The organism is Geomicrobium sp. JSM 1781026 (assembly GCF_041949955.1).
GTDB lineage: Bacteria > Bacillota > Bacilli > Bacillales > Marinococcaceae > Geomicrobium_A.
The window spans coordinates 153,216-178,219 of record NZ_JBHFQF010000006.1 but is presented as its reverse complement, the minus strand read 5'-3'; the positions used below and the strand labels follow the sequence as shown (position 1 = coordinate 178,219).

Here is a 25,004-nt window from a genome sequence, read left to right as displayed (position 1 = left end):
CTCGTTGTCTCTTCTCGGGTAAAGCTTCTCGTCTATTGTAAGCGTAAAATGTTTATTCGCTTTTGTCAATCCCTTGAACCAAATCTGGGCGGAGTTTCACCGCATCATTTTGAAATACATGATGAATGTCTGCTTGTTTTTTTGATGAGTTTACACTCATCATCACGCGAATACAGTGATTTAAACTACCTGGCACACCAATCTCTGTGGCGCACATAACCGGAACGTACGCCCAAGAGGGATCTTCTAACAAACGAGCTGCTTTCGCTGGAAAAGCAGCATTGATGTCTGGCGTAACCGTAAACCATATGTGTGCCACATCTTCTGGGCGAATGTCATTTTGCGTGACCATCTCTTGTAAGCAGTCTTTCGTTCGACTCCATATCTCTTCATCATTGTTCGCATCGATCGTCGTTGCACCACGAATTCCTCTAATCACTGAATACATCCTCCTTGCAGTTATCGATAAGCTCACGCATCTTTCCTACTGGGATTTGAACGAATTGAGGTTTCCCCAGTTTTTCTAAGACGACAAACCCGATATGCCCCGCTTTATTCTTCTTATCGTACTTCATCTTTTCAACTAGCTCATCTGTTGTCACTCTCAGCACTTGATCGAACCGATAGCCACATTGTTGCCACCGCTCTTTTTCTTTCTTCGCATCGGGAACTTGCCTGCTGTATAGCTGTTTGGAAACAAACAGCGCGAAAATGATACCTATAACGACTGCCTCTCCGTGTGACAACTTTCCAAAACCCGAACTCGCTTCTAGAGAATGGCCGAGTGTGTGTCCAAAGTTCAAAAACGCCCGCACTCCCCGCTCTTTCTCATCTTGAGAAACGATGTTCGCTTTCACACGAATTGAGTCCGCTAAGTCTTGTTCGGCAATTTGCCATTCTGTTTGTCCTGCAAGTGTTTTTTCAATTCTACCGAGCAATCCGTAGTGATGAATGTAGCCGTGCTTAATCACTTCACCAAACCCTGAGCGCCATTCCCTATCAGGCATTGTTCGTAGAAAACGCGTGTCATAGATGACAAGATCGGGTTGATGGAAGGAACCGATCAGGTTTTTGCCATGGGGGTGATTAATACCCGTTTTTCCTCCAACACTGCTATCATGAGCGAGTAACGTAGTAGGCACTTGCACGAAGGAAATACCACGCATATAAGTGCTCGCACAAAATCCTGCCAAATCACCGACCACACCGCCCCCAAAAGCAATGACCGCGCTATTGCGATCTAGTTCACTCTGAAACATCTCATCTAAAACGTAAGAATACGTATCAAGGGATTTTGAAGCCTCTCCAGCTGAGATGATACAACTTGTTACAGAAAAATTTCCCAAACGTTTTTCGAGAGTATCCAAATGAAGATGACCTACCGTTTCATCAGTAAGAATAAACAACCGTTTTCGATCATTTCCCCACTGTTTTACAAGTAGATCTCCAATCTGCTCTGTGACACCCTCACCGATATAAATCGGGTACGTCTTAGAGTCGGTAACAATATCAAGCACTTCCATCTAAAACTCTCGCGTCTCTTTGCGGTATGCGCCAACTGTCTCTTTTAGGCGGTCAAACTGATCGGCACCAAACATTTCCAACAAGCCGTTTGCGAGCTCAAAAGCCACAACGTGCTCACAAACAACCGCCGCTGCTGGCACTGCACAACTATCCGAACGTTCAATCGACGCCTCAAACGCTTCCTTACTATCAATATCTACACTCTTTAATGGTTTGTACAACGTCGGAATGGGTTTCATGACGCCGTTAATGACGATCGGCATACCTGTTGTCATCCCGCCTTCAAATCCACCAAGGCGATTGCTGCTTCTTCTGTATCCATCTTCTTTTGTCCAATAAATCTCATCATGGACTTTACTTCCAGGCAAATTGGCTGCATCAAATCCAATGCCTACTTCTGCACCTTTAAAAGCGTTAATGCTCATGACCGCACCGGCAATTTTCCCATCCAGCTTACGATCATAATGAACGTGGCTACCAACACCCGGGGGCATTCCTTCAGCAACCACTTGGACGATTCCACCGATGGAGTCGCCATTCGCTTTCGCTTCATCAATCGCTTCTTTCATCTTTTCAGTTGCTTGTTCATCGATACAACGAACTGGAGAAGCCTCTGCACGTTCAATTAGCTCACTGAGATTGGCGTACTCTCCATTCGCTTCGACGCCTCCTATGTTCAACACGTGAACACCGATCGTAATTCCAAGTTCACTAAGAATTTTTTTCGCTACACTGCCAACAGCAACACGCATCGTCGTCTCCCGTGCAGATGAACGTTCCAATACATTTCTCATATCACGATGGCGATATTTCAGTGCACCGTTTAGGTCGGCGTGCCCTGGCCTTGGCCTTGTTAATTTCTTTGTATTTACGCGATGCTCATCTTCACTCGATACAGGATCAATACCCATCACTTGTTCCCAATGAACCCAATCATCATTTGTGACCGTCAGTGTAATCGGGGCTCCTGTCGTTTTGCCGTGGCGAACACCACTCGTAATCGACACGAGATCCTTTTCAATTTTCATTCTGCGTCCACGGCCGTAACCACCTTGGCGACGTTTCAACTCTTTATTAATGTCTTCTGTTGATAATGGTAGTGATGCTGGCACCCCTTCAACAATCGTTGTCAATCCGGGGCCGTGTGATTCTCCGGCTGTTAGAAAACGCATATGCTTACCTCCAAAATTTCTCTCACTTTAATGCTTTTATGTAGTAAATTATATCACATCTTAAGACGGTAGTGAACCGTTCATTAGCTCGTTTTCTTACGATAAATGAATGATTTATAATTCTCAAGCCCGTACTTATCAGGTGAAAATAACTGTTCAGTACTACCGACAAAAAGAAAGCCACCAGGCTTAAGCGCTGCTGAAAATTGCGTAATGATTTGTTGCTTTGCGATATCGGTCATATAAATAAGCACATTGCGACAAACAATCAAATCGACGTGACTAGGGTAACGATCTTGAAGTAAATTATGACGTTCAAAAGTGATCGGTTGTTTAAATTGTCCTTTCACTTCAAACACTCGGTTTCGCTCATGGAAACCAAAATGCTTCTCTCTTTCATGTAGTGAGCGTAACGAACGTTCGGAGTATTGCCCAACCTTAGCTGCTTCTAAAACGGTCGGATCGAGGTCAGTAGCTAATATGTGATAGTCGTTTGCTTGCAACTGTTTGTGAAAAACCATTGAAAGTGTATACGGTTCTTCACCTGTTGAACATGCCGCAGACCATATCGATAATGGCAGATGCTGTTCCTTTAATATCGGCACAATCTCTCGCTCAAATTCAAGCCAGCGCTCTTTATTTCGGTAAAATTCTGACACATTAATCGTCACACGATCGAGAAACTGATGCACTAGCTTATCGTCACGTGCTAACCCTTGCTCAAAAAACTCCATAAAAGACTGAAACTGGTAACGCTCATAAAAGTTTTGTAAACGTCGCTTCATTTGCTTTTCTTTGTAGAGGGTTAGGTCCAACCCTGTCTTTTGTTTCACAACGTATTGGAAACGTGCATAATCCTCCGTCATGTTTGGCCCCTTATGTAAAAACCGGTCAATTCCCATTGACCGGTTTTCTTGCTTTCTTTACTTGCCAAAAAATAGTTCAATTTCGCGCGTTGCGCTTTCTGGTGAGTCTGAACCGTGAATAACGTTTTGACCGACATTCACAGCGAAGTCACCACGGATCGTCCCAGGTGTTGCATCTTTCGGGTTCGTAGCACCCATCATCGTGCGAGCATTAAGAATAACATTCTCGCCTTCCCAAATCATCGCGAACGCAGGACCAGAAGTGATAAAGTCAACGAGTTCACCAAAAAATGGCTTATCGCTATGCTCACCGTAATGTGACTCTGCTGTTTCTTTAGAGATGTTCATAAGCTTCGCTTCTTTTAAAACGTAGCCACGAGCTTCAAAGCGGCTAACAATTTCACCGATAAGTTGACGCTTTACGCCATCCGGCTTAACCATAATAAATGATTGTTCCATGTTGTATTGCACTCCTCTTTTTCTTCTGTACAGGCTTTCATACCCGTTCTAGTATACCATCAGTTGATGACAGATTAAACCTCTAAAAACGCCTGGAACCAATGTATGTAGCAATTTCGGAGAGAGACTGTACAGCAGGTATTTGCGGCAAGGTTTCAAGTGTCTGATACGCTTTGTTTAAGTAACGCTCACTTAGTTCTTTAGCGTATTCAATACCTCCGCTGTTTTTAACGAGCGTTAGCAGTTCAGCGAGCGTTTGTTCATCGGGTTCTCCATCCATAAATGCACGCGTAATACGTTCTTTTACACTCGGGTCATGGTGCATCGCGTAGAGCGCAGGCAACGTGACATTTCCTTGAAGTAAATCCCCTCCTGCTGGCTTACCGAGCTCTTCTTCTGTGCCTGTAAAGTCGAGCACATCATCAATAATTTGATAAGCCATGCCCACTTCATAGCCATAACGATAGAGTGCGCGCTGCGAGGATTCAGGTGCACCGACGGCGATCGCACCAAGCTCACAGCTACCGGCAATGAGCAGTGCAGTTTTTCGCTTAATTCGGCGAAAGTACGTCTTTATATCCTGGTCCCATTCATACTGATAGCGGATCTGTTCAATTTCGCCAACGACCATTTCGTGAATGACACGAGACATCGCTTGATGAAGTTTCGGTTCATCGAAAAATGCCGCACTCTCAACCGCTTTCGCAAAAATATAGTCCCCTGTGTACATCGCCACTCGGTTGTCATATTTCGCTTTAACCGTTTCTTGGCCTCTTCTCAACTCAGCGTCATCGATCACATCATCATGGACGAGCGAAGCCATGTGAATGAGTTCTAACGACACCCCAATATGCTTGAGTCGATGAATATCATAAGCGCCAAACTTGCCAGCAAGCAATACAAACACCGGTCGAATTCGTTTTCCACCTGCTTGCAACAGCTGAAGCGTCGCATCTTCTAGCACAGGATGAGCGCCTTCAACCGCTTGTTTCATTTCTTGTTCAATTTTGTGTATATCCGCTCGTAAATACATATAAAGGTCTGCAAGCTTCATGACCATCAGGTCCCCTTCAAGTTATGGAGTGTATCCCAACACCGACATCCCAAACTTTTAGTTCGTCGGCTTTATCGTGCAAATATCCTTCTTCGTAAAGAAGTGTGTAGAAATGAAGCAGACCCTTTTGGTCTTCTTCTTGAAATTGGTATCGGAGATTCGTAAAGTATTGTGTCCAAAACGATGGAGGTCCACCATATTCTTTCGAAACGTGGGCAGCGAGCTCTTCATAACCATTACGTCTCGTTTTTGCCTCACTGGATTTCCATTCCTGTAAAAGTTGCTTCATGCCTTCCGGCTCTTCGGCGAGCTTGTCTTTTCTCATGGCAAAAACAGCAAACGTCATCGGTAAAGACGTGTTAGACGTCCAAAGGTTAGCAAGATCGTATACGTACACTTGGTGTTCTTCTCTTCTCTTTGCTTCGATGGCATCGTCACCGATCAATAAACACGCATCATGATTTAACATCATCTCATCATAAATGGGCGGGACCGTATGATACGTATTCCTACGATGCTCGTAGAACCTACGCATAATAACCTTAAGTAAGTGGATAGACGTAGCTGAACTATGCGTAAGCGCAATGCTTTTATCGTTTAATTGTTCAATCGGGACCTTTGAGAAAAGAAAAATTGAACCGACCTCTCCTTTTGCCGCTACGGCAAGGTCAGGCATTAGCACGTAATCTTCGTGATTTTGTGCATAGGCGAATGACGAAATGGCTCCTACGTCTATATTACCTTGTGCCATGGCTTCGTTCAACTTCGCAGGAATACTCGGCACAAAAGACACATCATGCTGGAGTTGATCACGATTCAAATGATAGAAGAACGGGTGGACATTTGTGTACAAAATTTCTCCAACGTTAATCATGTCATCTCTCCCCATCGTTGAAATAAACTATGGTTTACATCGAGTCGGTCGAGAATTTTACCGACAACAAAATCAATGAGATCATCCATCGTCTCCGGCTTATGGTAAAAGCCAGGCATTGCAGGGATGACCGTTCCACCGGCATCAGCAACGCGCTTCATATTCTCCAAATGTGTACTCGTAAGCGGCGTTTCTCTAGGTACAATAATTAATGGCCGTTGTTCTTTAAGCGCAACATCAACACTTCGCTCTAGCAAGCTTCCTGAATGACCGTAAGCAATCTTTGCGAGCGTTCCCATTGAACACGGCACAACGATCACTCCGTCGTTCTTGTAAGAACCACTCGCAATCGGTGCACGAAAGTCTTGCAACCCATGAACGTGCAAGTCTCCAGTTGGAAAGAGTCGCTCTAAACAGGCTTCACGATCCGTAACGTCAAGCCCTTCCTCCAAATCAAATACTTGCCAAGCAGCTTCAGACATGACGAAGTGTACTTTATGCTCACTAGAGAGCAGCTGTTGTACTAAGCGAATGCCGTAAATGGCCCCACTCGCTCCAGACATAGCGACCGTAAAGATTCGTTTTTCACTCATAAAAGAAAATCCCCAATCGTGAAGAAAAGCATTAAAAGACTAATGATGCCATTCATCGTAAAAAACGCAACATTTACTTTTGATAAATCGTTAGGACTAACAAGACTATGTTCGTAAATCATAATGCCCGCACAAATGACCGCCCCAACGAAAAATACCCAGCCGAGCGGAGAAATGAATGAGAGCGTAAGTAGCGCTGTTACACTAATAATATGACTACCACGAGCAATGATTAACGCTCGTTTAATGCCAAAGCGTGCAGGGACAGAATGCAAACCATTTCTTCGGTCATAATCCGCATCTTGCGTCGCATAAATAATATCAAACCCTGCTGTCCAAAACATCACGACTAAAAATAGCAACACCGCAACCGGGCTGATTGTGCCAGTCGCACCGACCCAGCCACCTAGTGGTGCAATCGCGATCGTCATCCCTAAAATAAAGTGACACGCCCATGTGAACCGCTTCGTATAGGAGTAGATGACTAAAAAGAAAACCGCAAGTGGCAACAAGTAAACCGCTAACATGTTTAATTGAAATGCAGCTACAAATAGCAACACGAACGACACCGAAATAAAAATGCCCACTTCTTTGAACGAAATCTCACCTGCAGGAATCGCACGGTTGCTCGTTCTCGGATTTCGTTTATCAATGGTTGCATCAATCACTCGGTTTAAACTCATCGCAGCACTTCTTGCACCTATCATGGCAACGGTAATCCAAAAGATTTGCATAAGCGTTGGCCACGTACCATTCTCAACAAAGCTGCCGAGAATCGCACCTAAAAAAGCAAAAGGAAGCGCAAAAACGGTATGCTCAAACTTGATCATTTCGAGAATCGTTTTTAGTTTATTCATAGATTGCATCCTCAAGAACTGATCGCTTAAAACCCCAATGACCCGCGGCAGCACCACCAGCATAGCTTCGGTAGTTCACATCAACAAAACCAGAATCAACAAACCACTCAGCGAGTTCCTTTTTCTTTGGAAACGTTGCGGTCGAATCATACAACCACTGATACTCTTTTCCGCTTCCAGCGACCCAGCGACCGAGCCTTGGCATGACTTGTTTAAAATACACAGAATAAAACGGCTTAAACAACACATTCTCTGGGTGGGACGTCTCTAGGCAGAGTACTTGTCCTCCGGGTTTAAGAACACGAAGAATTTCTTGCAATGCCTTTTTCGGGTCCGGTACATTGCGGAGCCCAAAGCCAATTGTGACAACGTGAAACGACTCATCGGCAAATGGCAGTTCCGTCGCATCTCCATGAAGAAGCTCCACATTTGTTAGTTTCTCATCATCGACTTTTTTTTGGCCGACTTCGAGCATATTTTCACTAAAGTCAAGACCGTGCACTTTTCCTTTGCCTTCAAGCTGATTGGCGATGGCAATCGTCCAATCTCCTGTGCCACAACACACATCAAGCACTTGAGCGTGAACGGGCAATGACATCTGCCTCATAATGTCTCGGCGCCATTGCTTATGCATGTTCAGGCTGATGACACCGTTCATTTTGTCATACTTCGTTGATATGGATTGAAACACTTCATGAACGTGTTTTTCATTCGTTCTCCCCACAGTTGTTACCCCTCCCGATTATGCGCTAAGAGTTCTCCGATGCGATTGGATAGATGATCTGTTAGTTGGCTTTGATGCGTGTTATACGCTTCTTCAAGCTTAACGTATACACGTTCAGCGACAATTCGAAGTTGCTGGATCATCCCTTCAGCCGATACATCCCCAACTTCCCCACTCGGTTCCATGGCAAATAACGGTGATAGCCTCGCTGAACCGAAGGGGTTCTCTTTTTCTTCTGCGTGCTCAATCATGTCAAGTAGTCTTCGATACGTTAGAAAAGGAGGCGCGATGTGTTGCACAGCCTCGTGATTATAAAAGACACCGACGTTTTTAATAAGTGTAGATTCCATAATCGTGACAAGACTTTCCAATTCATCTACGCCTGACCAGTCATGCTCATGAAGTCGAATCTTCGCGTCGTTCGTTTTTTGGATGGAGCCGCTGAACACACGTACGAGTTTCACGTCTTCAAGCTTAGCGAGCTCTGAATAGTAAAGACTACTAAACCAATCTCCAGCAAGCACCGTCAATTGCTTTTCAATTTCCCGGTCCCTTGCTTCATTATGTAATGGGACGTATTGATGAGTCGTAAGCGCTGCGTCTACTAGCATTGCTGCTGTAGTCCTCTTCAGCTTACCTTCTTCAGCCAATTCAGGGGCGTCAATACAATTCGTGAAAAGCATCATTTTGTCAAGGTCGATGCTCACTTTCGAAACGTGTTGGTTTAAATACCGATGAGCGCTTAATCGATCGAATCGATCTTGAATCCATTGAAACCGCTCTTCTTCTTTCCATTCTGCTTGTTGCATACTCTTCCCTCCGGAAACCCATGATCCTGAATTGAAAGAAAGTAGCTAGATTTTGCTACTCTCTTTCTGTCAACATTTCTCCGTGACTCGTTTGAATAAGCGCCTTGCCGCGAATTTTAACCGCAGACGTATGCTCTGTAAATTGACCAATCATCACTTCGCCTTTATCCAGCTTTTCAGAGTGATGAAAGCGCGTCGTATTTCCACGTGTTAAACCAATCACATTCACACCGTCTTCTTCTGCCCGAACGACAAAGAAGTCATTGTTACTACTCATGAGAATCCCTCCTCTACGCATTTACTGTCTAATACTTAATGAGAGACAATACTTCTTGACGCGAAGACTCCTCTTCTTCGAATACGCCACGAACCGCAGACGTCACCGTCGAGCTGCCAGGCTTTTGAATACCCCGCATCGTCATACACATATGTTCAGCCTCAACAACGACCATCACACCGTGCGGATCTAACGTCTCTACCAAAGCATCGGCTACGGTTGATGTAATTCTTTCTTGAAGTTGTGGCCTTCTCGTTACGGTTTCAACAACACGTGCCAATTTACTAAGCCCTGTAACTGTACCATTCTTAGGAATATAACCTACGTGTACTTTTCCGAAAAAAGGAAGTAGGTGGTGTTCACACATCGAATAAAACGTAATGTCTTTGACGAGCACAAGCTCTTCATGCTCTTCTCCAAATACTGTCTTCAGATGCTCAGCAGGATCTTCACCAATGCCACCGAATACTTCTTCATACATTCTTGCTACCCGGGCAGGTGTATCTATAATTCCTTCTCGACCAGGATCATCTCCGATCGCTTCAAGGATTTGACGGACCGCAGATTCAATTTTTTCTTTGTCGAATTTCGTCATGGCGTATGGCCCCCTATATCGCATGTTAATCGCTAGAAATTTTAGCACAGGACCTTTTATAAAGCAATTATGACCTCTTATCCTATTGTAACACTTCGTCAAGCCTCATCAAATAAAAACAAAATAAACCCCCGTTATATAACGGGAGTTTGTTCTTACAAGATAATCGCAATCAGACCGCCGCTTCCTTCATTAATGATTCTCTCCAGCGTTTCTTTTAACTTATACCGTGCATTTTCAGGCATGAGAGAGAGCTTCGCTTGAATGCCTTCGCGGACGATGCTGTTTAAAGAGCGACCGAATATATCTGAATTCCAAATGGAAAGCGGGTTTTCTTCAAAATCTTGCATCAAGTAGCGCACGAGCTCTTCGCTCTGCTTTTCTGTCCCGATAATCGGGGCAAACTCTGACTCGACATCAACTTTAATCATATGAATGGACGGAGCAACCGCTCGTAAGCGCACCCCAAACCTTGACCCTTGTCGGATGATTTCTGGTTCATCCAAACTCATATCCGTAATGGCCGGTGCGGCAATACCATAGCCTGTTTGTTTAACCATTTTCAACGCTTCGGATACTTGATCATACTCTGATTTTGCATGGGAGAAATCTTGCATAAGTTGTAAAAGGTGGTCTTTCCCTCGAATCTCTACACCGACCACTTCTTTTAAGATCTCATCATACAAATCATCAGGCGCATACAAATCAATATCGGCGACCCCTTGCCCCATTTCGATACCTGATAACGAGGCGGTATCAATAAACTCAAACTCGTCTGCAAAGTGACCGACGACGCGATCGACGTCTCGCAACCGTTTAATATCTTGAACCGTCTCTTTCACAGATCGCTCATAATCTTTTCTTAACCAGTGATCATCGCGTAACACCATGACCCAACTCGGTAAATTGACGTTCACTTCGTGCACCGGAAACTCAAAGAGCACTTCTCTTAGTACACGATTAATATCGTGCTCTGTCATGCTTTCTACACTCATTGAAAGTACAGGTACGTCATGCAACTGCTCCAAATCACTTCGGAGTTCTTCTGTTTCTGGTGCGTACGGTCGAACGGAGTTGACGATAACGATAAACGGCTTGCCAACTTCCTTTAGCTCTTCAATGACGCGCTCTTCTGCTTCCAAGTATTCATGTCTCGGCAATTCCCCGATGCTACCATCAGAAGTGACAACAACACCAAGCGTCGAGTGTTCTTGAATGACTTTTCGTGTTCCAATCTCTGCAGCTTCTTGGAACGGAATCGGTTCTTCGTACCAAGGCGTATTAATCATTCTCGGTCCGTGCTCATCTTCATACCCTTTCGCTCCCGAAACGGCATAGCCCACACAATCAACGAGTCTTATATTTACATCGAGACCTTCATCGACATGTAGCTCAACAGCCGTATTCGGTACAAATTTAGGTTCTGTCGTCATAATCGTTTTTCCGGCTGCACTTTGCGGCAATTCATCTTGTGTGCGGGCGCGCTCTACCTCACTGTCCATGTATGGCAATACGACCAATTCCATGAACTTCTTGATAAAGGTTGATTTACCTGTTCGCACCGCACCGACGACGCCTAAGTAAATATCACCTCCTGTACGCTCCGCGATATCTTTAAAGATATCCACTTTCTCCACGAGATCCCCTCCGATCTAAAATTAACTCCACCGTTTCAAAATATGTGTCATTGCATTCTATGATGTTGTCCACTTCTTTATGACAAGGATTGAACAGGCGGATCGTTTTCTCGAAATATTTACAAAAACAAAAAACCTCTTCTACTCTATATATAGATAGAGAGGAGAGGTTTAGAACATTTCCTTATTCGTTTTTGCCTGTAATTTTTGGTTCTCCGTTATCCAGTTCATAAGGAACAGAATAGACAGGCGCAATCGGAAACTCATCAGTAAGTATAGAGCGGATGTCTGATTCATCTTCAGGAACACCGTCATATTCTTGCAATACTCGGTTTAAATCAATCGCGTAATCGATCACCACTTGACCTGTACGATCCAAATACAATGGTAACGTCGTGGAGAAATACGGGCTGGATACAACCGGTTGCTCATCTAAACCCATAGCTTCATAATCAAGGGCAAAAATGCCAGGTGCAACCATTTCGTCTAGCGGTGGATAACCGTGTGTTCTCGTGTAGTCATTTACTTCTCGTTCAAATTGGTTCGCTTCATGCATAACAAGTACTGGAATGACTCGAACTTCGGGATCGTTTTCGACATCAATTAACGTGTAGTAGAAGTTGCCCCCATTTTCATATGCACTCGCAGGAGCATCATGCATATAGCCAGGCACAAGTTGGCGAAAATCGACTTGATACCGTTCATAGTCGGTCATCGTTTCATCAAACGTTTTAATCGGGAGCACCCCGTTTTGTTCTTGAAACTGATCAACCCCAGCTTGTACAGATTGCAATTGCTCTTCGTATGGAAAGCCTCCTGTACTCGTCCCTGATGACGGTTCAGGATCACCACCACAAGCTACGAGTAAAACGAGCAGCGATATGGGAACTAGCTGTTTTATAATACGCACCATGCTTCACTCCAAAGATATATTCAAAGGGTTGCGCGCGATCCAGGAACGACCACGACCAACACGATTAATCCTGCGATGAGAATGCACACAAATGAAAAGCTGAGCACGATAAAACGTAGTACACCACTTAACTTTTCTCTTCCAAACAGCGCACCCGCTGCAGCCAAGAACATTAAAAACAACCCGATAAAAGACAGCCACATTGATTGTAACGGGGTCATAACGTACCCTCCTTCAAATTCACTCGTCCATTATAGCATACCGGTGATTGGTCTCGCAGTAACCGTTCATAGCAACAGTTGTCCATTTTTCAAAAATCTTTCGCTATAGGTAGGAGACATGATCCAGCCCACAAAAAATCGAAGAGCATCCGCTCTTCGATTGACTAAACCTTTCTTCCAATAGGTGGAGCCTTGTTGGATGTGGTTCACTGGTATCCTATGCACAGTATCCGTCTCTGCACTATACGAACGCCTAGCTAAACGCAATTATCCTCTGAAAAGTTGACTCAATGAATTAAAATCTAAAGGAATATCGTTATTTGTGATCGCGCGAACGAGCTGGTCTTCTTTTTCTTTTGAAACCGGAACGCCTGCCATTTTTGATACATCATGGATGAGTTGACGAACGGTCGCTTCATCTTGCAAGTTGGCCCCGCTAACTGAGTTAGCCATGTTGTATACATCGTTTTGGTTCATGTTTGACTCCTTTTGAATCCGATCGAAAATGGAATCAAATTGATTCATATCTACACCCACTTTCCTATTCTTATTGAATAGTGTATGTAGATCGAATTGAGGTGTGATTTCTAGGCAGAAGTTTAGATCGATTATTCTTTTAGATGTTTAAAAAAGTCTTCAGACTCATGCTTTTTTAGGCGACCCATTAATTGTTCACTGGCGCTTTCTGGGTGCTCTCCGTTAAAGATTACGTCATACAACGCCGTTGTAATTGGCACCTCAATCTCATGTGATGCCGCCAGTTGGTGCATGGCACGTGTCGTTTTTACACCTTCTACAACCATTCCCATATCGTCCAAAACGGTTTGGAGCGGCGTGCCTTGACCGAGCTGAAAACCCGCTCTCCAGTTCCGACTATGCTTGCTCGTACACGTCGCAATCAAATCTCCGAGGCCAGAAAGACCGGCAAATGTTAACGGATCCGCACCTAACCGTGTGCCAAGTCTTGTAATCTCCGCAAGCCCTCTCGTCATAATCGCCGCTTTTGCGTTATCACCAAAGCCAAGACCTTCTGCCAGTCCAACAGCGAGTGCAATCACATTTTTGAGAGACCCGCCAAGTTCAACTCCAGTCAAATCTTCATTCGTATACACGCGAAAGTTTTGGTTAATAAACAAGTCTTGAGCCCTTTTTGTCGCGTGAACATCATCCGATGAAACCGTAACGGTCGTCGGCTGTCTTCGGGCCACCTCTTCGGCATGGCTAGGCCCTGACAGACAGACGATTGATTCCGTCACTTTTTCTATACCCTCATCTTTCATTAACTCTGAAACTCTAAGTAATGTGTCCGGTTCAATGCCTTTAGACGCATGAATGACGTATGGAATGGTTTTATTGAATGCGACAATTTCTCGAACAGCTTCTCTCATCCCAGACGTTGGAACGCTAATTAATAGCGCTTCCCCATGCGCCAATACTTCTCCCATATGTGTAGACGCCTTCAATTGTTTTGGGAGCGTAACACCGGAAAGATATTTCTCATTCGTATGATGATCGTTCATTTCATTCACTTGGTCTTCTCTTCTCGCCCACATTAAAACATCATGGCCATTGTCGGCGAGAACGATCGCGAGCGCCGTCCCCCAACTTCCCGCACCAAGAACTGCTACACGTTGTTTCATCCCCATCATCCCTTTCCAGCTTTCAAGCGAATACCGCACACTACTTTTCTCCGATTTTACTTTCATTCCCTTTGACTAAACGTTGAATGTTCGTTCGATGCCGCCAAATAGACATGATCCCAACAACACAAGTAAGCGCAAAGTATGATATTGGATAACCATAATGATCAAGCGTAAACAACACCGTAAACGGGGTGAAAAAAGCAAAGATCAGTGATCCAAGCGACACATATCTCGTGATGACGATCGCCAAAATCGCAACAATCCCAACATAGATTGCCGGAAAGAAAACGAGCGTTGCAATGACACCAATTGTTGTCGCGACACCTTTTCCACCCTTGAATTGATAATAAACCGGATAATTGTGACCGAGTATTGCGAGCAACCCGCATATTGCAGGTGTCCAACCCGAGTACTGATCAAAAAATGACAGACCGCTTGATAAGAACAACAATTCCATTAAAAAACCGAGAAGCACGGCGACGATCCCTTTCACCGCATCAAGGAGCAATACAAGTATTGCAGGACCTTTCCCCAATATACGTAATGTGTTGGTCGCCCCTGCGTTTCCACTGCCGTGTTTTCGAATGTCTACTTTCTTGATTTTCTTTACGAAAATGTAACTAAAGCTAATTGAACCGATAAGATACGCAATAATCCCTGCAAGAATAACATCCATCGTCTCCCCACTCCCCCCAAAGCTTAAGACTCGTTTTTCTTACGCGCAATAATTTTCAGTGGTGTACCAACAAAAGAAAACGCTTCTCGCAATTGATTCTCCAAATACCTGCGATAGGAAAAGTGCATTAAATCTGGATCATTCACAAACACAACGAATGTCGGTGGACCGATGGCAACTTGAGTAGCATAATTAATTCGCAAACGCTTAATCCCACCAGCTGTAGGTGCAGGGTTTCGGGAAACTGCATCCATAATGACGTCATTAATCACGTGTGTTGGCATCCGCATTTGGTGACTGTCCATCACTTCATTTACAACAGGAAGCAATTTATGAATCCGCTGATTCTTCGTTGCTGAAACGAACACGATTGGCGCATACGACAAGTAGCTAAACGTCTCACGAATGTTCTCGGTGTACGCTTTCATCGTGCGATCATCCTTTTCCACCGCATCCCACTTATTCACTACAATCACAACGGCCCTACCCGATTCATGCGCATAGCCTGCAATTTTCTTATCTTGTTCAATTACGCCTTCTTCACCGTCTAAGACGACAAGCACGACATTCGCCCTCTCAAGAGCACGCATCGCCCGAAGAACACTGTACTTCTCTGTGTTTTCATATACTTTCCCGCGCTTTCTCATACCAGCTGTGTCGACAATTTTGTAGTCTTGTCCCTCGCGGGTAAAGTTCGTATCAATGGCATCTCTTGTCGTACCGGCTATGTTACTCGTAATGACACGCTCTTCGCCTAAGATTGCATTGACGAGTGAAGACTTCCCGACATTTGGTCTACCAATAACGGCGATTTTAATGAGTGATTCTTCCTCAGCGTCCTCTAAATGAACAGGGAAGTTGGCAAACACTTCATCAAGCATATCTCCGATTCCAATGCCGTGTGATCCTGATATTGGAAATGGTTGACCGAACCCAAATTCATAAAAATCATAGATTAAGTCTTGCATGTCAGGGTTATCAACCTTGTTAACGCCTACAACAACAGGCTTTTTGGACCTTTTCAAGATCATCGCAACCTCTTCATCTTGAGGGGTGATGCCTTCCCTACCATTAACGATGAAAATAATGCTATCTGCTTCCTCAATCGCAATCTCTGCTTGCATTCTCATCTGGTCTATGAGTGGTTCTTCACCGATGTCAATTCCACCGGTGTCAATGACATTAAACGTACGATTCAACCACTCTCCTTGTCCATATAGGCGGTCTCTCGTTACACCCGGTTTATCTTCGACGATCGCTAACCTTTCGCCGACCATCCGATTAAAAATTGTTGACTTCCCAACGTTAGGTCTACCAACGATGGCTACTGTTGCTTTTGACATGAGATATTCATGCCCCCTGTTCTTCTATGTAAATCACGAATCCAAAGATTGAACTCGCGACACTCCTCTATGCTGAAAGTGTCACTTTCTTTCTGCGGGAGTGGTGTTGATACTGACCTGCTCGCTGTACAAGGCTTTCAATCATATGCCATACGACAAACAAAACGAGTACTGCAGTTAAACGATTGAAAAAGAGAGCGTCTGCAATGAACAGCCCTTCTCTTAATGGAACGAGCACCCATCCAGTAAGCAATTCCCCAAAGCATAGCGCTAACATTGCTAGTGGATAGCGGCTATCACGGTAGCGATAAACGAACACCGTTAAAAAGAAAATTGCCGCTGCAGGCACCCATACGTCATGCGCATAAAAAATGACAGGACTAAACCAGTACGCCAGTTCAATTGCCGCATACATAAACATTAGCGATAACGCACATACGATTAGCGCTAGCCACCTTTTCTTCGGAACGTTACCCGCCCACACGATTGCAATGATGAGTGCGACCCCAAATGCGAACGGAACCGTGTACGATTCCCCCGACCAAGATAATGGGTAGACGATCATGCCGACCAAAACAGCAGCGGCTAAATAAAATCTGGCAAGGCTTTTTTTCATAAAAAAAGAAATGAGTACCCAAAGTATCCATGAAAACCAAAAAAATAACAAGCTCTCCATTTGCATCCTCCCTTTTCTTGTTCAGTATAGACAAGAAATGGCAGAAAGAACCGTACGGGTTACGAATGGAGAGCTCTATTTCTCAAAACAATCGGCGAATCCACTGTTGGTATTCGCCGATCGTTTGCGGTAATTAATCGTTACGGTATTTTTTTAGTTGGTCTCCAATCATGTCGCCAAGGGAGAACCCAGAATGATCTTCTTCAGGTGCTTCATACTCACGCTGAACTTTATGATCAGACGTCTCTTTTTCTTCCAACTCGCGAATGCTCAATGAGATGCGCTGTTCAGAAGGACTGATATCTAAGATCTTCGCTTGAACAGCTTGACCTTCTTCCAATACTTCTCCAGGCGTTCCGATATGGCGGTTCGCAATTTGTGAAATGTGAACGAGACCTTCCACTCCAGGAGCCACTTCAACGAACGCTCCAAATGAAACGAGGCGCTTCACTTGACCATCAATGACGTCACCTGGTTGAAATTGGCCTTCAATCGTCGTCCAAGGTCCTGGCAACGTATCCTTAATCGACAATGAGATTCTCTCTTTGTCTGCATCTACTGCCAAGATTTTCACTTCGATTTCTTCCCCTTCTTTTACAATCTCTCCAGGGGATTCAACGCGATGGTGAGCCATTTGTGAAATGTGAACGAGGCCGTCAACGCCTCCAACATCTACAAACGCACCAAAGTCAGTGAGACGCTGTACCGATCCTTTTACCGTATCTCCAATTGTTAAGTTCTCAAGAACTTGCTTTTTCTTTTCATCCGCTTCTTCGTCGAGAACGGCTCTGCGAGACAGAATCAATTTGTTCTCTTCTGCATCCAACTCAACGATTTTTAACGTAACGGTTTGCCCTTTGTAGTCTGAGAAGTCTTCTACAAAATGACGCTCAACGAGTGAAGCTGGAATGAAACCACGTACACCAACATCAACAACAAGCCCACCTTTGACAACTTCTGCAACTTCAGCTTCAATAGGCGTTCCTGCCTCAAACGTTGCTTTAAGTTCATCCCATGCCTTCTCCGCCCGCGCGCCGCGAACAGAAAGGACAAGCTCATCGTCTTCGATCTTGATGACTTTAAGATCTAACTCGTCACCCGTATTAACTACATCACTTACCTTTTCTACGTGCAAACTGGATAGTTCGCTTATAGGAACAATCCCGTCTACTTTGTAGCCAGCGTCAACGAATGCTTGCTTCTCTTCAACCTTCGTCACCTTACCTGTAACGATGTCATTCACTTGAAGATCTTTCATTCCTTCTAATTCATTGTTCATTTCTTCAGCCATTGTCTTTTGCCTCCTTACTTCCCTTTAAAAACATTGCTATACAAAATTCTCCATTTCTTGGAAGAATGTTGCAGACATTAGTTCGAATTCTGTTCTTCTTTCAGCTGCTTAATATGATCCATGATCCGGTCGGTCACTTGCCTCGCAGAAGCTTTCTCTTCTCGCAAATCATCAAGTGGAACGGCTTGTCCATACGTGAGCTCAACCTTTTTAAATGGCTTGTACTTGCCTTTTACGTAGGCTGGAATAACAACTGCATCACTTTTCAGTGCGAAAAAGCCTGCACCCGCTAAGCCTTCACCAATCTCATCGGTTTTGGAGCGATTCCCTTCCGGAAATAACAGCAACATGTCTCCTTGTTTCAATACAGCAAGCGCCGTCCGCAGCGAAGCTCGATCACCTGCCCCTCGTTTTACAGGGAAAGCACCGAGATTCTTAATCAACGTGCCGAATCCTTTTTTCTCGAATAATTCTTCTTTCGCCATAAACCGAAGTGGTCGTTTAATGTAGGATCCAAGCAACGGAGGATCGAAGTTGCTTTTATGATTAGAACAGATAATCACCGGACCATTCGCCGGTATATTTTCTTTTCCCTGAATTGATGCAAAGAAAACACCAGAAAGCAGAATTCTACAAGCAAATTGTCCAATTCGATAGATCATGACGATGTGTGCTCCTTCTCGCGGGCATGTTCATAGATAAACCGAACGACATCCTCAATCGAAAGTTGTGTCGTGTCAAGTGGAATCGCATCGTCTGCTTGCCTTAAAGGAGCGAATTCCCTAGTCGTATCTAAATGGTCTCTTCGTTCGATCTCTTGTCGGATCGTCTCAAAATCTGATGGTTGTTCATTTTGGATATTCTCCATATGACGCCTTGATGCACGTTCATCAACCGATGCAAACAAATAAACCTTAAGTTCAGCATCTGGTAATACGTGGGTGCCAATGTCCCTTCCATCCAAAACGACACCTCTTTGTTTAGCGAGCTCTTGTTGGCGCTCGAGCATCTGAAGTCGTACGCTATGGTGACTAGACACTTCAGAAACCGCATGAGTCACACTAGCACTGCGAATTTCTTGCCCTAAATGCTCGTTATTAACGAGCATATGGCGCCCATCACCAGACAAAGTGAAGCTCATATCTTTTAGTACATAATCAATAGTTTTTTCATCACTCGGGGAAATGTTATTCAAAAGTACGCGGTAGGCGAGCGCACGGTACATTGCTCCTGTATCAATATACAAATATTGCAATTCGTTCGCCACCTTCAATGCGACCGTACTTTTGCCAGAGCCCGCAGGTCCGTCAATTGCGATATTAATCTTTGGCATACGTCTCTCCATATGTAAATTTCATTCGTTGTTTATTGTTGTCCAACATTGCCTAAAGTTTACCATAATAAGCGGTGTAAGACAAATCGCTCATTAGGAAAGCCCTTTAGTTCCAGCAATGGAACTAAAGGGCGATCGTCAGCAAAAGCTGTCTTTTTGTTTGGGGACTCCAAGTCCGAATAACGGTCGTAAATATAACGCTAAAAATGTTCCACCGAGTGCCATAATTCCCCAAATATATCCGTGAGCACTAAAGGATGCAATACCGCTGAAATATGCGCCGATGTTACACCCAAATGCTAGCCTTGCGCCATATCCCATCATCAAACCACCGATAACAGACGCTAAAGCATTCCCTTTCGTGATCTTGTTGAAGCGAAACAGTCCACCTGCAGCGGATGCAAGAAACGCCCCAAGAATGACACCGAAGTTTAGTACCGACGTCGTATCCGCAAAAATAGAGGCATCTAGTGCTGCTGTATCTCCTTGCCAAAATCCCCACTCACGCACATCAAATCCTAGAAATTCGGCAGCTTTTGAGCCCCAAAGTGTAAATGCATACGTAACACCCCAAGGTGTTTCACGAACGAGCAGTGTAATCGCGTTTAAGACTGCGAGCACAATCGCCGCTGCAAACAACGGCCATGATCCTCGAAAAATTCTTTTCCAACCACTTTCAGTTGGCACTTGTGCCATCTTTGGTGGGTTTTTCTTTTTTTCAATGATTATCGTCACAGCCGCTACCGCACCAAAAATGAGCATCGAGACGAGCCAAGCTCCACCATATCCAAGACCTGTTGATGTCGCCAAGGAAAATGATTCAAATGCGGGCATGTCTTCCATCCAAAAGTTAAAGTGACTCGCCCCAATGGTTGATCCGATGATGAAAAATAGGAGCGTGATGAACATTACGCTTCGTCCGCCACCTACTGCATATAAAGTTCCAGACGCACAACCTCCGCCAAGTTGCATACCAATTCCGAAGATAAACGCTCCAACGAGTAAGCTGACGCCTACTGGAGAGATGTTCCCGGTAGCTTCACCACCAAAAAACGTAAAGCCTGTAGCGAGAATCGGGGCAAAAAGTGTACACGCGATGGCCAGCATGACCATATGAGCGCGAAGCGCTTGTCCATTTCCGACCGATGCGAGTCGTCGAAATGCAGATGTGAAGCCAAATCTAGCGTGAAAGAGCGTATACCCAAGTAAAATTCCAATAACGAGAAGAATAGGTTGTACGAAATGCTGGGTGAATATGAGATACAAAGCAAGTATAAAAGATGCGATAAGACCAAAAGTGACGAGATTCAACTGCGGTTTTTTTAAACCAATCGTATGTTTAGCAACTGAATGTTGTTCTGATATAGGTTGAACATGTGTAGACAAATTCATTTCACCTCTTTATCTGATGGATTTACTCAGGAATTAATCTTCTAACAGCCTATGCCTGAATGAACAAAATGTCAATACTAAATAATGATTCTCCTGTGTAAGCAAATGTTGTTCTTTGAAGACTATATAAGTTGAGGGAAAGAATTTAACTGAATCCGCTGACAGAGATCGGTCTTGATCGACTGTTGAAATTGATTTCACTTCGATGTCGATCGTTGTTCGTTACTGCAAGAGTTGTGGGAAACACAGAAGACGTTTGTTGTATGGTAAAAAGACGTGACCAATGGTCACCACCTCGCGCAAGTGTGTACATCTCCTGGCACGTTTGTGACAATCGAGCCTTTAAACCGGGCACTTTCGGCCTCCAACGGTCACATATCTCGCGATTTGTGACCGTTGACTCCGTTTATGTGCACATCCACGTCTAAAATGATGATTTTTCTATCCCAAGTGTCACAAAAATGACTATATGGGGCATTTGGGCTTCTTTCCGCACACCGAAGCGGCGAGGGAATGTGGTCCTTATACTCTGGGGTTAATAGAAAACGCCACCGATGTTGCCCTTGTGCTATGGAGTACGACCGTCCGACATCAGTGGAAAGCAACAACAAACTGTGCAATTAAGAAAATGCTAAAATCATCCTATATAGCGTGCTGACCTTGTTATATAAGTGAAATGAACCATACTGCAGTTATTCGTTAACTCAAACGATGTGGGATGTGAATAAGGTGGTGATTTGCTATGGTAGGATTTTATCAATTTTGCTAGCGTTTTCGGATGAGATCTTACCATTGGTCATTCTATCGTAAGATTTCTCGCCCCGATGGGAGGATTCTTATTAAAACGCCTCGTATAACAAGTAAAATCTTACCTTATAACCATCTATGGTAAGATTTTACTCCCACGCCCTCTCCAATGCTCAGTTTTCGGACGCAGCAAGTCTATGTGGAGTGTGATTGAATTTGACGCTAAATTCCATTGTAAATCCCGGCCTTGTCGCTGAATGAGTTTCTATAAATCAACTCGTATAGATCGCTTTTATTGAGCTCAGCCACTCTTTTCGGCTTCTTCGTCCGTACATCATGGTATATATTCAATTGTGGCGGCCTATGTTGCTGCCACACCCTTACTTTCATACCGAGCAATACCCCTATACAAACGAGTCAAGTACCGTAGATGCTGACATTCACGGTAGCGAAGAAACGTGCGTTAGTCCCACGTTCAATGATTGGTGGGCGCTGAAAAATTAACGTCCCTCTTCTTAAGTTACTCGTTAACTCGACGTATTGTTCAGATCTATGTGGGGATATCAACAACTTAGCGCGTTACGATCGTTAAGAATCCCATCATAGAACCGTCTATGTGGGAATATAGCCTTTCTATGTGGGGATTCCTGCTGAAATTTGTTCTTAAAGGAAGAAAATTCCATCATAGGCAGGGCCTTTGATGGAATTTTCTTATTATATCAAGCGAAACACTGTTGTATGATTTTAAACTTCTCTTTTTCAGTGACCTCAATGATTGCGGCGGCGGATTTTGGTTACATACAGCCACCACGAACGTGTTGTACACATTTACCGATTTCAGGTACCTTACAACGGATCATAGGCAGCGCCTCCCACACACAAACCTCAACGTCAATAACCAATAAAAAGGTCGTCAAAAGCCTGTTACAGACTTTTGACGACCTTTTCTGTTTACATTACATCCACATCGTAGACGGGTTCGGCAGCTTGCATTCGTTTCACATCTTCTTCAAAACCGTTGTTTGCATTAATGTACACTCGGTACGTATCGTTGTTCATCGTTCCGTAAATCTCATAGACGAGAACTTCTTCTCCACTTTGATTTTCAATGACCGCCAAATGTTCTTCACGTGATTGGACATTTGGGTGAATTTCATCCAATGCCTCTTCTAGCGTAAGGTCTGGAGAGAGGTCATGGCGTTCACGGTGGTTTGCAAAGTAGTTGCTTCCTTTAAAACCAATCACATCTCCGTCGTCCAGTGCAACTTCAAGCAACAACCCATCTGGGTAGAGACGAACATCGTCAGCCACGGGTACAAATTCAAAAACACCCATCGTATCATACTGCTTACCATCCACAAGTTGCACGTTCTCAATTCCGTTATCTTCAAGAAACTCTTTCGCAATTTCGGAGGCTTCATTCAGACTGATTTTTGGTTCTGTAATCGTTCGCGATTGCATCATCCAAAGGGGTAAGCCGCCTTTTTTTGTCATATCTAGCATGTAATTTCTTTCACCATCTGGGTCTTCGATCGTAATTTGGTACCCTTCATAAGGTACCCCTTCTCCTAGTGGTTCAACGTTAGCATCGGTATTCTCTGGCAAGCCAAGAAAAGCGCGAGCGCGGTCTTTCGCATCTTCTTCACTTACTTCTTGTTTGCCTTTTAACGTTTTCACAAGTCGTTTGTTTACATCTTTTTCAAACTGACTGTCGTCATTCCAGTTGTTTTCTGAAAAGCCTTTTGCTTTATTGTCAATCGTTTTTAGACTGTGTACCATCGTTCCTTCAGCAGGTTCACGCTCATTAATGAGATCATCCTCAACATCACTCCAGCGGATATCATTAGATAGCGCTTGGGCTTGAACGGTTCTCAAGTCATGCTTCATTTCCCCTGCCTGTTCATAAAAATGCTCCAGCTTTTCATATTCCTCGTCAGTTAGCGGTTCATCATTTCGATCACGAATCGCAGTTTCATACGTGAACTCAGCGACATTCGCTAAATACTCTCCTGTTTCATTTACAGGAATCATCCCAAGCGGCAGTTCACCCATCTCATTATGAGCGAGTGACGAGATTCGCCAAACTTCTGCGAGTGAGCCCGTAAAGTGGGAAGATCCATTGGTCGCAAGTGAGGCTCCTAACTCGTCTTCTAGCTGATCCATATGATAACTTAGCTGATGAAAAGCACGTTGATAGTTGTTCTCATGACTAATGGCTAGCGCTTCTTTTTCTTGATGCTCTTGATAGGCAAAAATTCCTGTACCGAGCAGAGCAACCGCTAACACGGCAATCGTAATGGCTCGAAACATTGTTTTCCTCCTTAATCAGCAAACACGTGCTTGCCAATTTGTTTAATCGTCGGTCGACCGAAAATCCATTGCGATGTTGCGGTTTGTGGGTTGTAATAATACGTCGCACCATCTGACGGGTCTTGGCCATTTATCGCATCTAGCACTGCTTTCCTTGCTTGTTCATTTGGCGTGAGATAGATTTGACCGTCGGCTACGGCAGTAAATGCCCGTGGCTCAAATATGACACCGCTTGCTGTATTCGGAAAGTCAGAATCATTCATTCGGTTAATAATAACAGCGGCAACTGCCACTTGCCCTTGATAAGGTTCACCACGTGCTTCTCCGTATACGGCATTTGCCATAATTTGAATATCATTTTCTGAGAAGCCATCTGGGACATTCGTTGCTTTATGAATGTTTGCTTCATTACCTTGTTCTTCGGGTTGTTCTTCACCTGTCTCTAGTTGCTCACCATTACCATCACCTTCGCCACCTTGATTGTTACCAGTATTTGGCGGCGGGCTCTCTTGGTTACCTCCATCTTGATTATCTCCTGAACGTTCAGGAGCTTGAGAGGTGCCTCCACCTTCTTGTTGACGATCGCCCTCACTTTGGCTTTGACCGCCTTTACTTCCTTTTGGCCCTTTTTGAATGTCCAAAGGCGTCGAACCATAATGGGTGAAATTCCGACCATTCTCCAACGCTTCTTTCACGAAAGCTTCATCATAGTTCGTCGTCTTATCTAACCTTGCTTTAAGATCATCACCGACAAGCCCATCCACTTCCATCCCAAATGCTTCTTGGTACTCTTTGACACTCCAATACGTGCCCCAACCGAAAACACCATCAATGGTGTCATTATAATAGCCAATGTATTGAAGCCTTGCTTGAAGTTCGATGACGTCGTCTCCAGTCGCTCCTTTTTGGATAATCTGATCAGAAAACGCTTCGCTCGTTTGAGGCATCGCACTGATCATCGTAATCGTAAGTACAGCGACGCTAACCGCCTTGCTCCATTTGAACATTTCCATTCCTC

27 protein-coding genes are annotated in these 25,004 nt (G+C 44.3%); all 27 read right to left on the bottom strand.

Features of this window, described 5'->3' with window-relative positions:
* Positions 1-52 precede the first annotated feature (52 nt).
* A complete protein-coding gene (aroH, locus tag ACE1TF_RS12640; protein ID WP_375017227.1) occupies positions 53-439 on the bottom strand; it encodes a chorismate mutase in 387 nt (128 codons plus the stop codon).
* On the bottom strand, positions 432-1,523 hold the full coding sequence (aroB, locus tag ACE1TF_RS12635; protein ID WP_375017225.1) for a 3-dehydroquinate synthase: 1,092 nt from the start codon (positions 1,521-1,523) through the stop codon (positions 432-434). The genes aroH and aroB overlap by 8 nt, the downstream gene beginning before the upstream one ends.
* Positions 1,524-2,696, bottom strand: a complete 1,173-nt coding sequence (gene aroC, locus ACE1TF_RS12630; RefSeq protein WP_375017223.1) for a chorismate synthase — start codon at positions 2,694-2,696, stop codon at positions 1,524-1,526.
* Positions 2,697-2,779: 83 nt separating this feature from the next.
* Positions 2,780-3,562 carry a CheR family methyltransferase gene (locus tag ACE1TF_RS12625; protein ID WP_375017221.1) on the bottom strand — a complete coding sequence of 261 codons (783 nt, stop codon included), beginning with the start codon at positions 3,560-3,562 and terminating at the stop codon, positions 2,780-2,782.
* 57 nt (positions 3,563-3,619) lie between these two features.
* Complete coding sequence (ndk, locus tag ACE1TF_RS12620) at positions 3,620-4,021, bottom strand: nucleoside-diphosphate kinase (protein WP_042424070.1); 402 nt, start codon at positions 4,019-4,021, stop codon at positions 3,620-3,622.
* A gap of 82 nt (positions 4,022-4,103) precedes the next feature.
* Positions 4,104-5,075 carry a heptaprenyl diphosphate synthase component II gene (hepT, locus tag ACE1TF_RS12615; RefSeq protein ID WP_375017219.1) on the bottom strand — a complete coding sequence of 324 codons (972 nt, stop codon included), beginning with the start codon at positions 5,073-5,075 and terminating at the stop codon, positions 4,104-4,106.
* A gap of 16 nt (positions 5,076-5,091) precedes the next feature.
* Positions 5,092-5,949, bottom strand: coding sequence for a menaquinone biosynthesis protein (locus tag ACE1TF_RS12610; protein ID WP_375017217.1), 858 nt, complete (start codon positions 5,947-5,949; stop codon positions 5,092-5,094).
* On the bottom strand, positions 5,946-6,542 hold the full coding sequence (locus ACE1TF_RS12605) for a UbiX family flavin prenyltransferase (protein WP_042397602.1): 597 nt from the start codon (positions 6,540-6,542) through the stop codon (positions 5,946-5,948). Before ACE1TF_RS12605 ends, ACE1TF_RS12610 begins: the two co-directional genes overlap by 4 nt.
* The gene (locus ACE1TF_RS12600; RefSeq protein WP_375017215.1) at positions 6,539-7,399 is read right to left on the bottom strand and encodes a UbiA-like polyprenyltransferase; all 861 of its coding nucleotides are present in this window, start codon (positions 7,397-7,399) and stop codon (positions 6,539-6,541) included. The genes ACE1TF_RS12605 and ACE1TF_RS12600 overlap by 4 nt, the downstream gene beginning before the upstream one ends.
* Entirely contained in the window at positions 7,392-8,123 is a 732-nt protein-coding gene (locus tag ACE1TF_RS12595; protein WP_375017213.1) for a demethylmenaquinone methyltransferase, read from the bottom strand. The genes ACE1TF_RS12600 and ACE1TF_RS12595 overlap by 8 nt, the downstream gene beginning before the upstream one ends.
* Before the next feature lie 5 nt (positions 8,124-8,128).
* On the bottom strand, positions 8,129-8,932 hold the full coding sequence (locus tag ACE1TF_RS12590) for a heptaprenyl diphosphate synthase component 1 (RefSeq protein ID WP_375017211.1): 804 nt from the start codon (positions 8,930-8,932) through the stop codon (positions 8,129-8,131).
* 55 nt (positions 8,933-8,987) lie between these two features.
* A complete protein-coding gene (mtrB, locus tag ACE1TF_RS12585; protein WP_042397597.1) occupies positions 8,988-9,209 on the bottom strand; it encodes a trp RNA-binding attenuation protein MtrB in 222 nt (73 codons plus the stop codon).
* Positions 9,210-9,237: 28 nt separating this feature from the next.
* Complete coding sequence (folE, locus tag ACE1TF_RS12580; RefSeq protein ID WP_042397592.1) at positions 9,238-9,804, bottom strand: GTP cyclohydrolase I FolE; 567 nt, start codon at positions 9,802-9,804, stop codon at positions 9,238-9,240.
* Between the two features lie 155 nt (positions 9,805-9,959).
* A complete protein-coding gene (gene spoIVA / locus ACE1TF_RS12575; RefSeq protein ID WP_042424078.1) occupies positions 9,960-11,441 on the bottom strand; it encodes a stage IV sporulation protein A in 1,482 nt (493 codons plus the stop codon).
* Between the two features lie 184 nt (positions 11,442-11,625).
* Complete coding sequence (locus tag ACE1TF_RS12570; RefSeq protein WP_375017208.1) at positions 11,626-12,354, bottom strand: hypothetical protein; 729 nt, start codon at positions 12,352-12,354, stop codon at positions 11,626-11,628.
* Between the two features lie 20 nt (positions 12,355-12,374).
* Positions 12,375-12,575, bottom strand: coding sequence for a DUF2768 domain-containing protein (locus ACE1TF_RS12565; RefSeq protein WP_375017206.1), 201 nt, complete (start codon positions 12,573-12,575; stop codon positions 12,375-12,377).
* A 267-nt stretch (positions 12,576-12,842) separates the two neighbouring features.
* The gene (locus ACE1TF_RS12560; protein ID WP_042397587.1) at positions 12,843-13,100 is read right to left on the bottom strand and encodes a stage VI sporulation protein F; all 258 of its coding nucleotides are present in this window, start codon (positions 13,098-13,100) and stop codon (positions 12,843-12,845) included.
* A gap of 83 nt (positions 13,101-13,183) precedes the next feature.
* On the bottom strand, positions 13,184-14,224 hold the full coding sequence (locus ACE1TF_RS12555; RefSeq protein ID WP_375017456.1) for an NAD(P)H-dependent glycerol-3-phosphate dehydrogenase: 1,041 nt from the start codon (positions 14,222-14,224) through the stop codon (positions 13,184-13,186).
* 31 nt (positions 14,225-14,255) lie between these two features.
* Entirely contained in the window at positions 14,256-14,894 is a 639-nt protein-coding gene (gene plsY / locus ACE1TF_RS12550; RefSeq protein ID WP_042397583.1) for a glycerol-3-phosphate 1-O-acyltransferase PlsY, read from the bottom strand.
* 23 nt (positions 14,895-14,917) lie between these two features.
* Complete coding sequence (gene der / locus ACE1TF_RS12545) at positions 14,918-16,237, bottom strand: ribosome biogenesis GTPase Der (RefSeq protein ID WP_375017203.1); 1,320 nt, start codon at positions 16,235-16,237, stop codon at positions 14,918-14,920.
* A 67-nt stretch (positions 16,238-16,304) separates the two neighbouring features.
* Positions 16,305-16,913: a YphA family membrane protein gene (locus tag ACE1TF_RS12540; protein ID WP_375017201.1), complete on the bottom strand. Its 609-nt coding sequence runs from the start codon at positions 16,911-16,913 to the stop codon at positions 16,305-16,307.
* Positions 16,914-17,046: 133 nt separating this feature from the next.
* Positions 17,047-18,204, bottom strand: a complete 1,158-nt coding sequence (gene rpsA, locus ACE1TF_RS12535; protein ID WP_375017199.1) for a 30S ribosomal protein S1 — start codon at positions 18,202-18,204, stop codon at positions 17,047-17,049.
* Positions 18,205-18,281: 77 nt separating this feature from the next.
* Complete coding sequence (locus ACE1TF_RS12530; RefSeq protein ID WP_042397578.1) at positions 18,282-18,866, bottom strand: lysophospholipid acyltransferase family protein; 585 nt, start codon at positions 18,864-18,866, stop codon at positions 18,282-18,284.
* On the bottom strand, positions 18,863-19,537 hold the full coding sequence (gene cmk, locus ACE1TF_RS12525) for a (d)CMP kinase (RefSeq protein ID WP_373900266.1): 675 nt from the start codon (positions 19,535-19,537) through the stop codon (positions 18,863-18,865). The genes ACE1TF_RS12530 and cmk overlap by 4 nt, the downstream gene beginning before the upstream one ends.
* 138 nt (positions 19,538-19,675) lie before the next feature.
* Entirely contained in the window at positions 19,676-20,929 is a 1,254-nt protein-coding gene (locus ACE1TF_RS12520) for a YeeE/YedE family protein (protein ID WP_042397574.1), read from the bottom strand.
* Between the two features lie 1,698 nt (positions 20,930-22,627).
* Complete coding sequence (gene ypeB / locus ACE1TF_RS12515; RefSeq protein WP_375017196.1) at positions 22,628-23,986, bottom strand: germination protein YpeB; 1,359 nt, start codon at positions 23,984-23,986, stop codon at positions 22,628-22,630.
* Between the two features lie 11 nt (positions 23,987-23,997).
* Complete coding sequence (sleB, locus tag ACE1TF_RS12510) at positions 23,998-24,999, bottom strand: spore cortex-lytic enzyme (RefSeq protein ID WP_375017194.1); 1,002 nt, start codon at positions 24,997-24,999, stop codon at positions 23,998-24,000.
* Between the last annotated feature and the right edge of the window lie 5 nt (positions 25,000-25,004).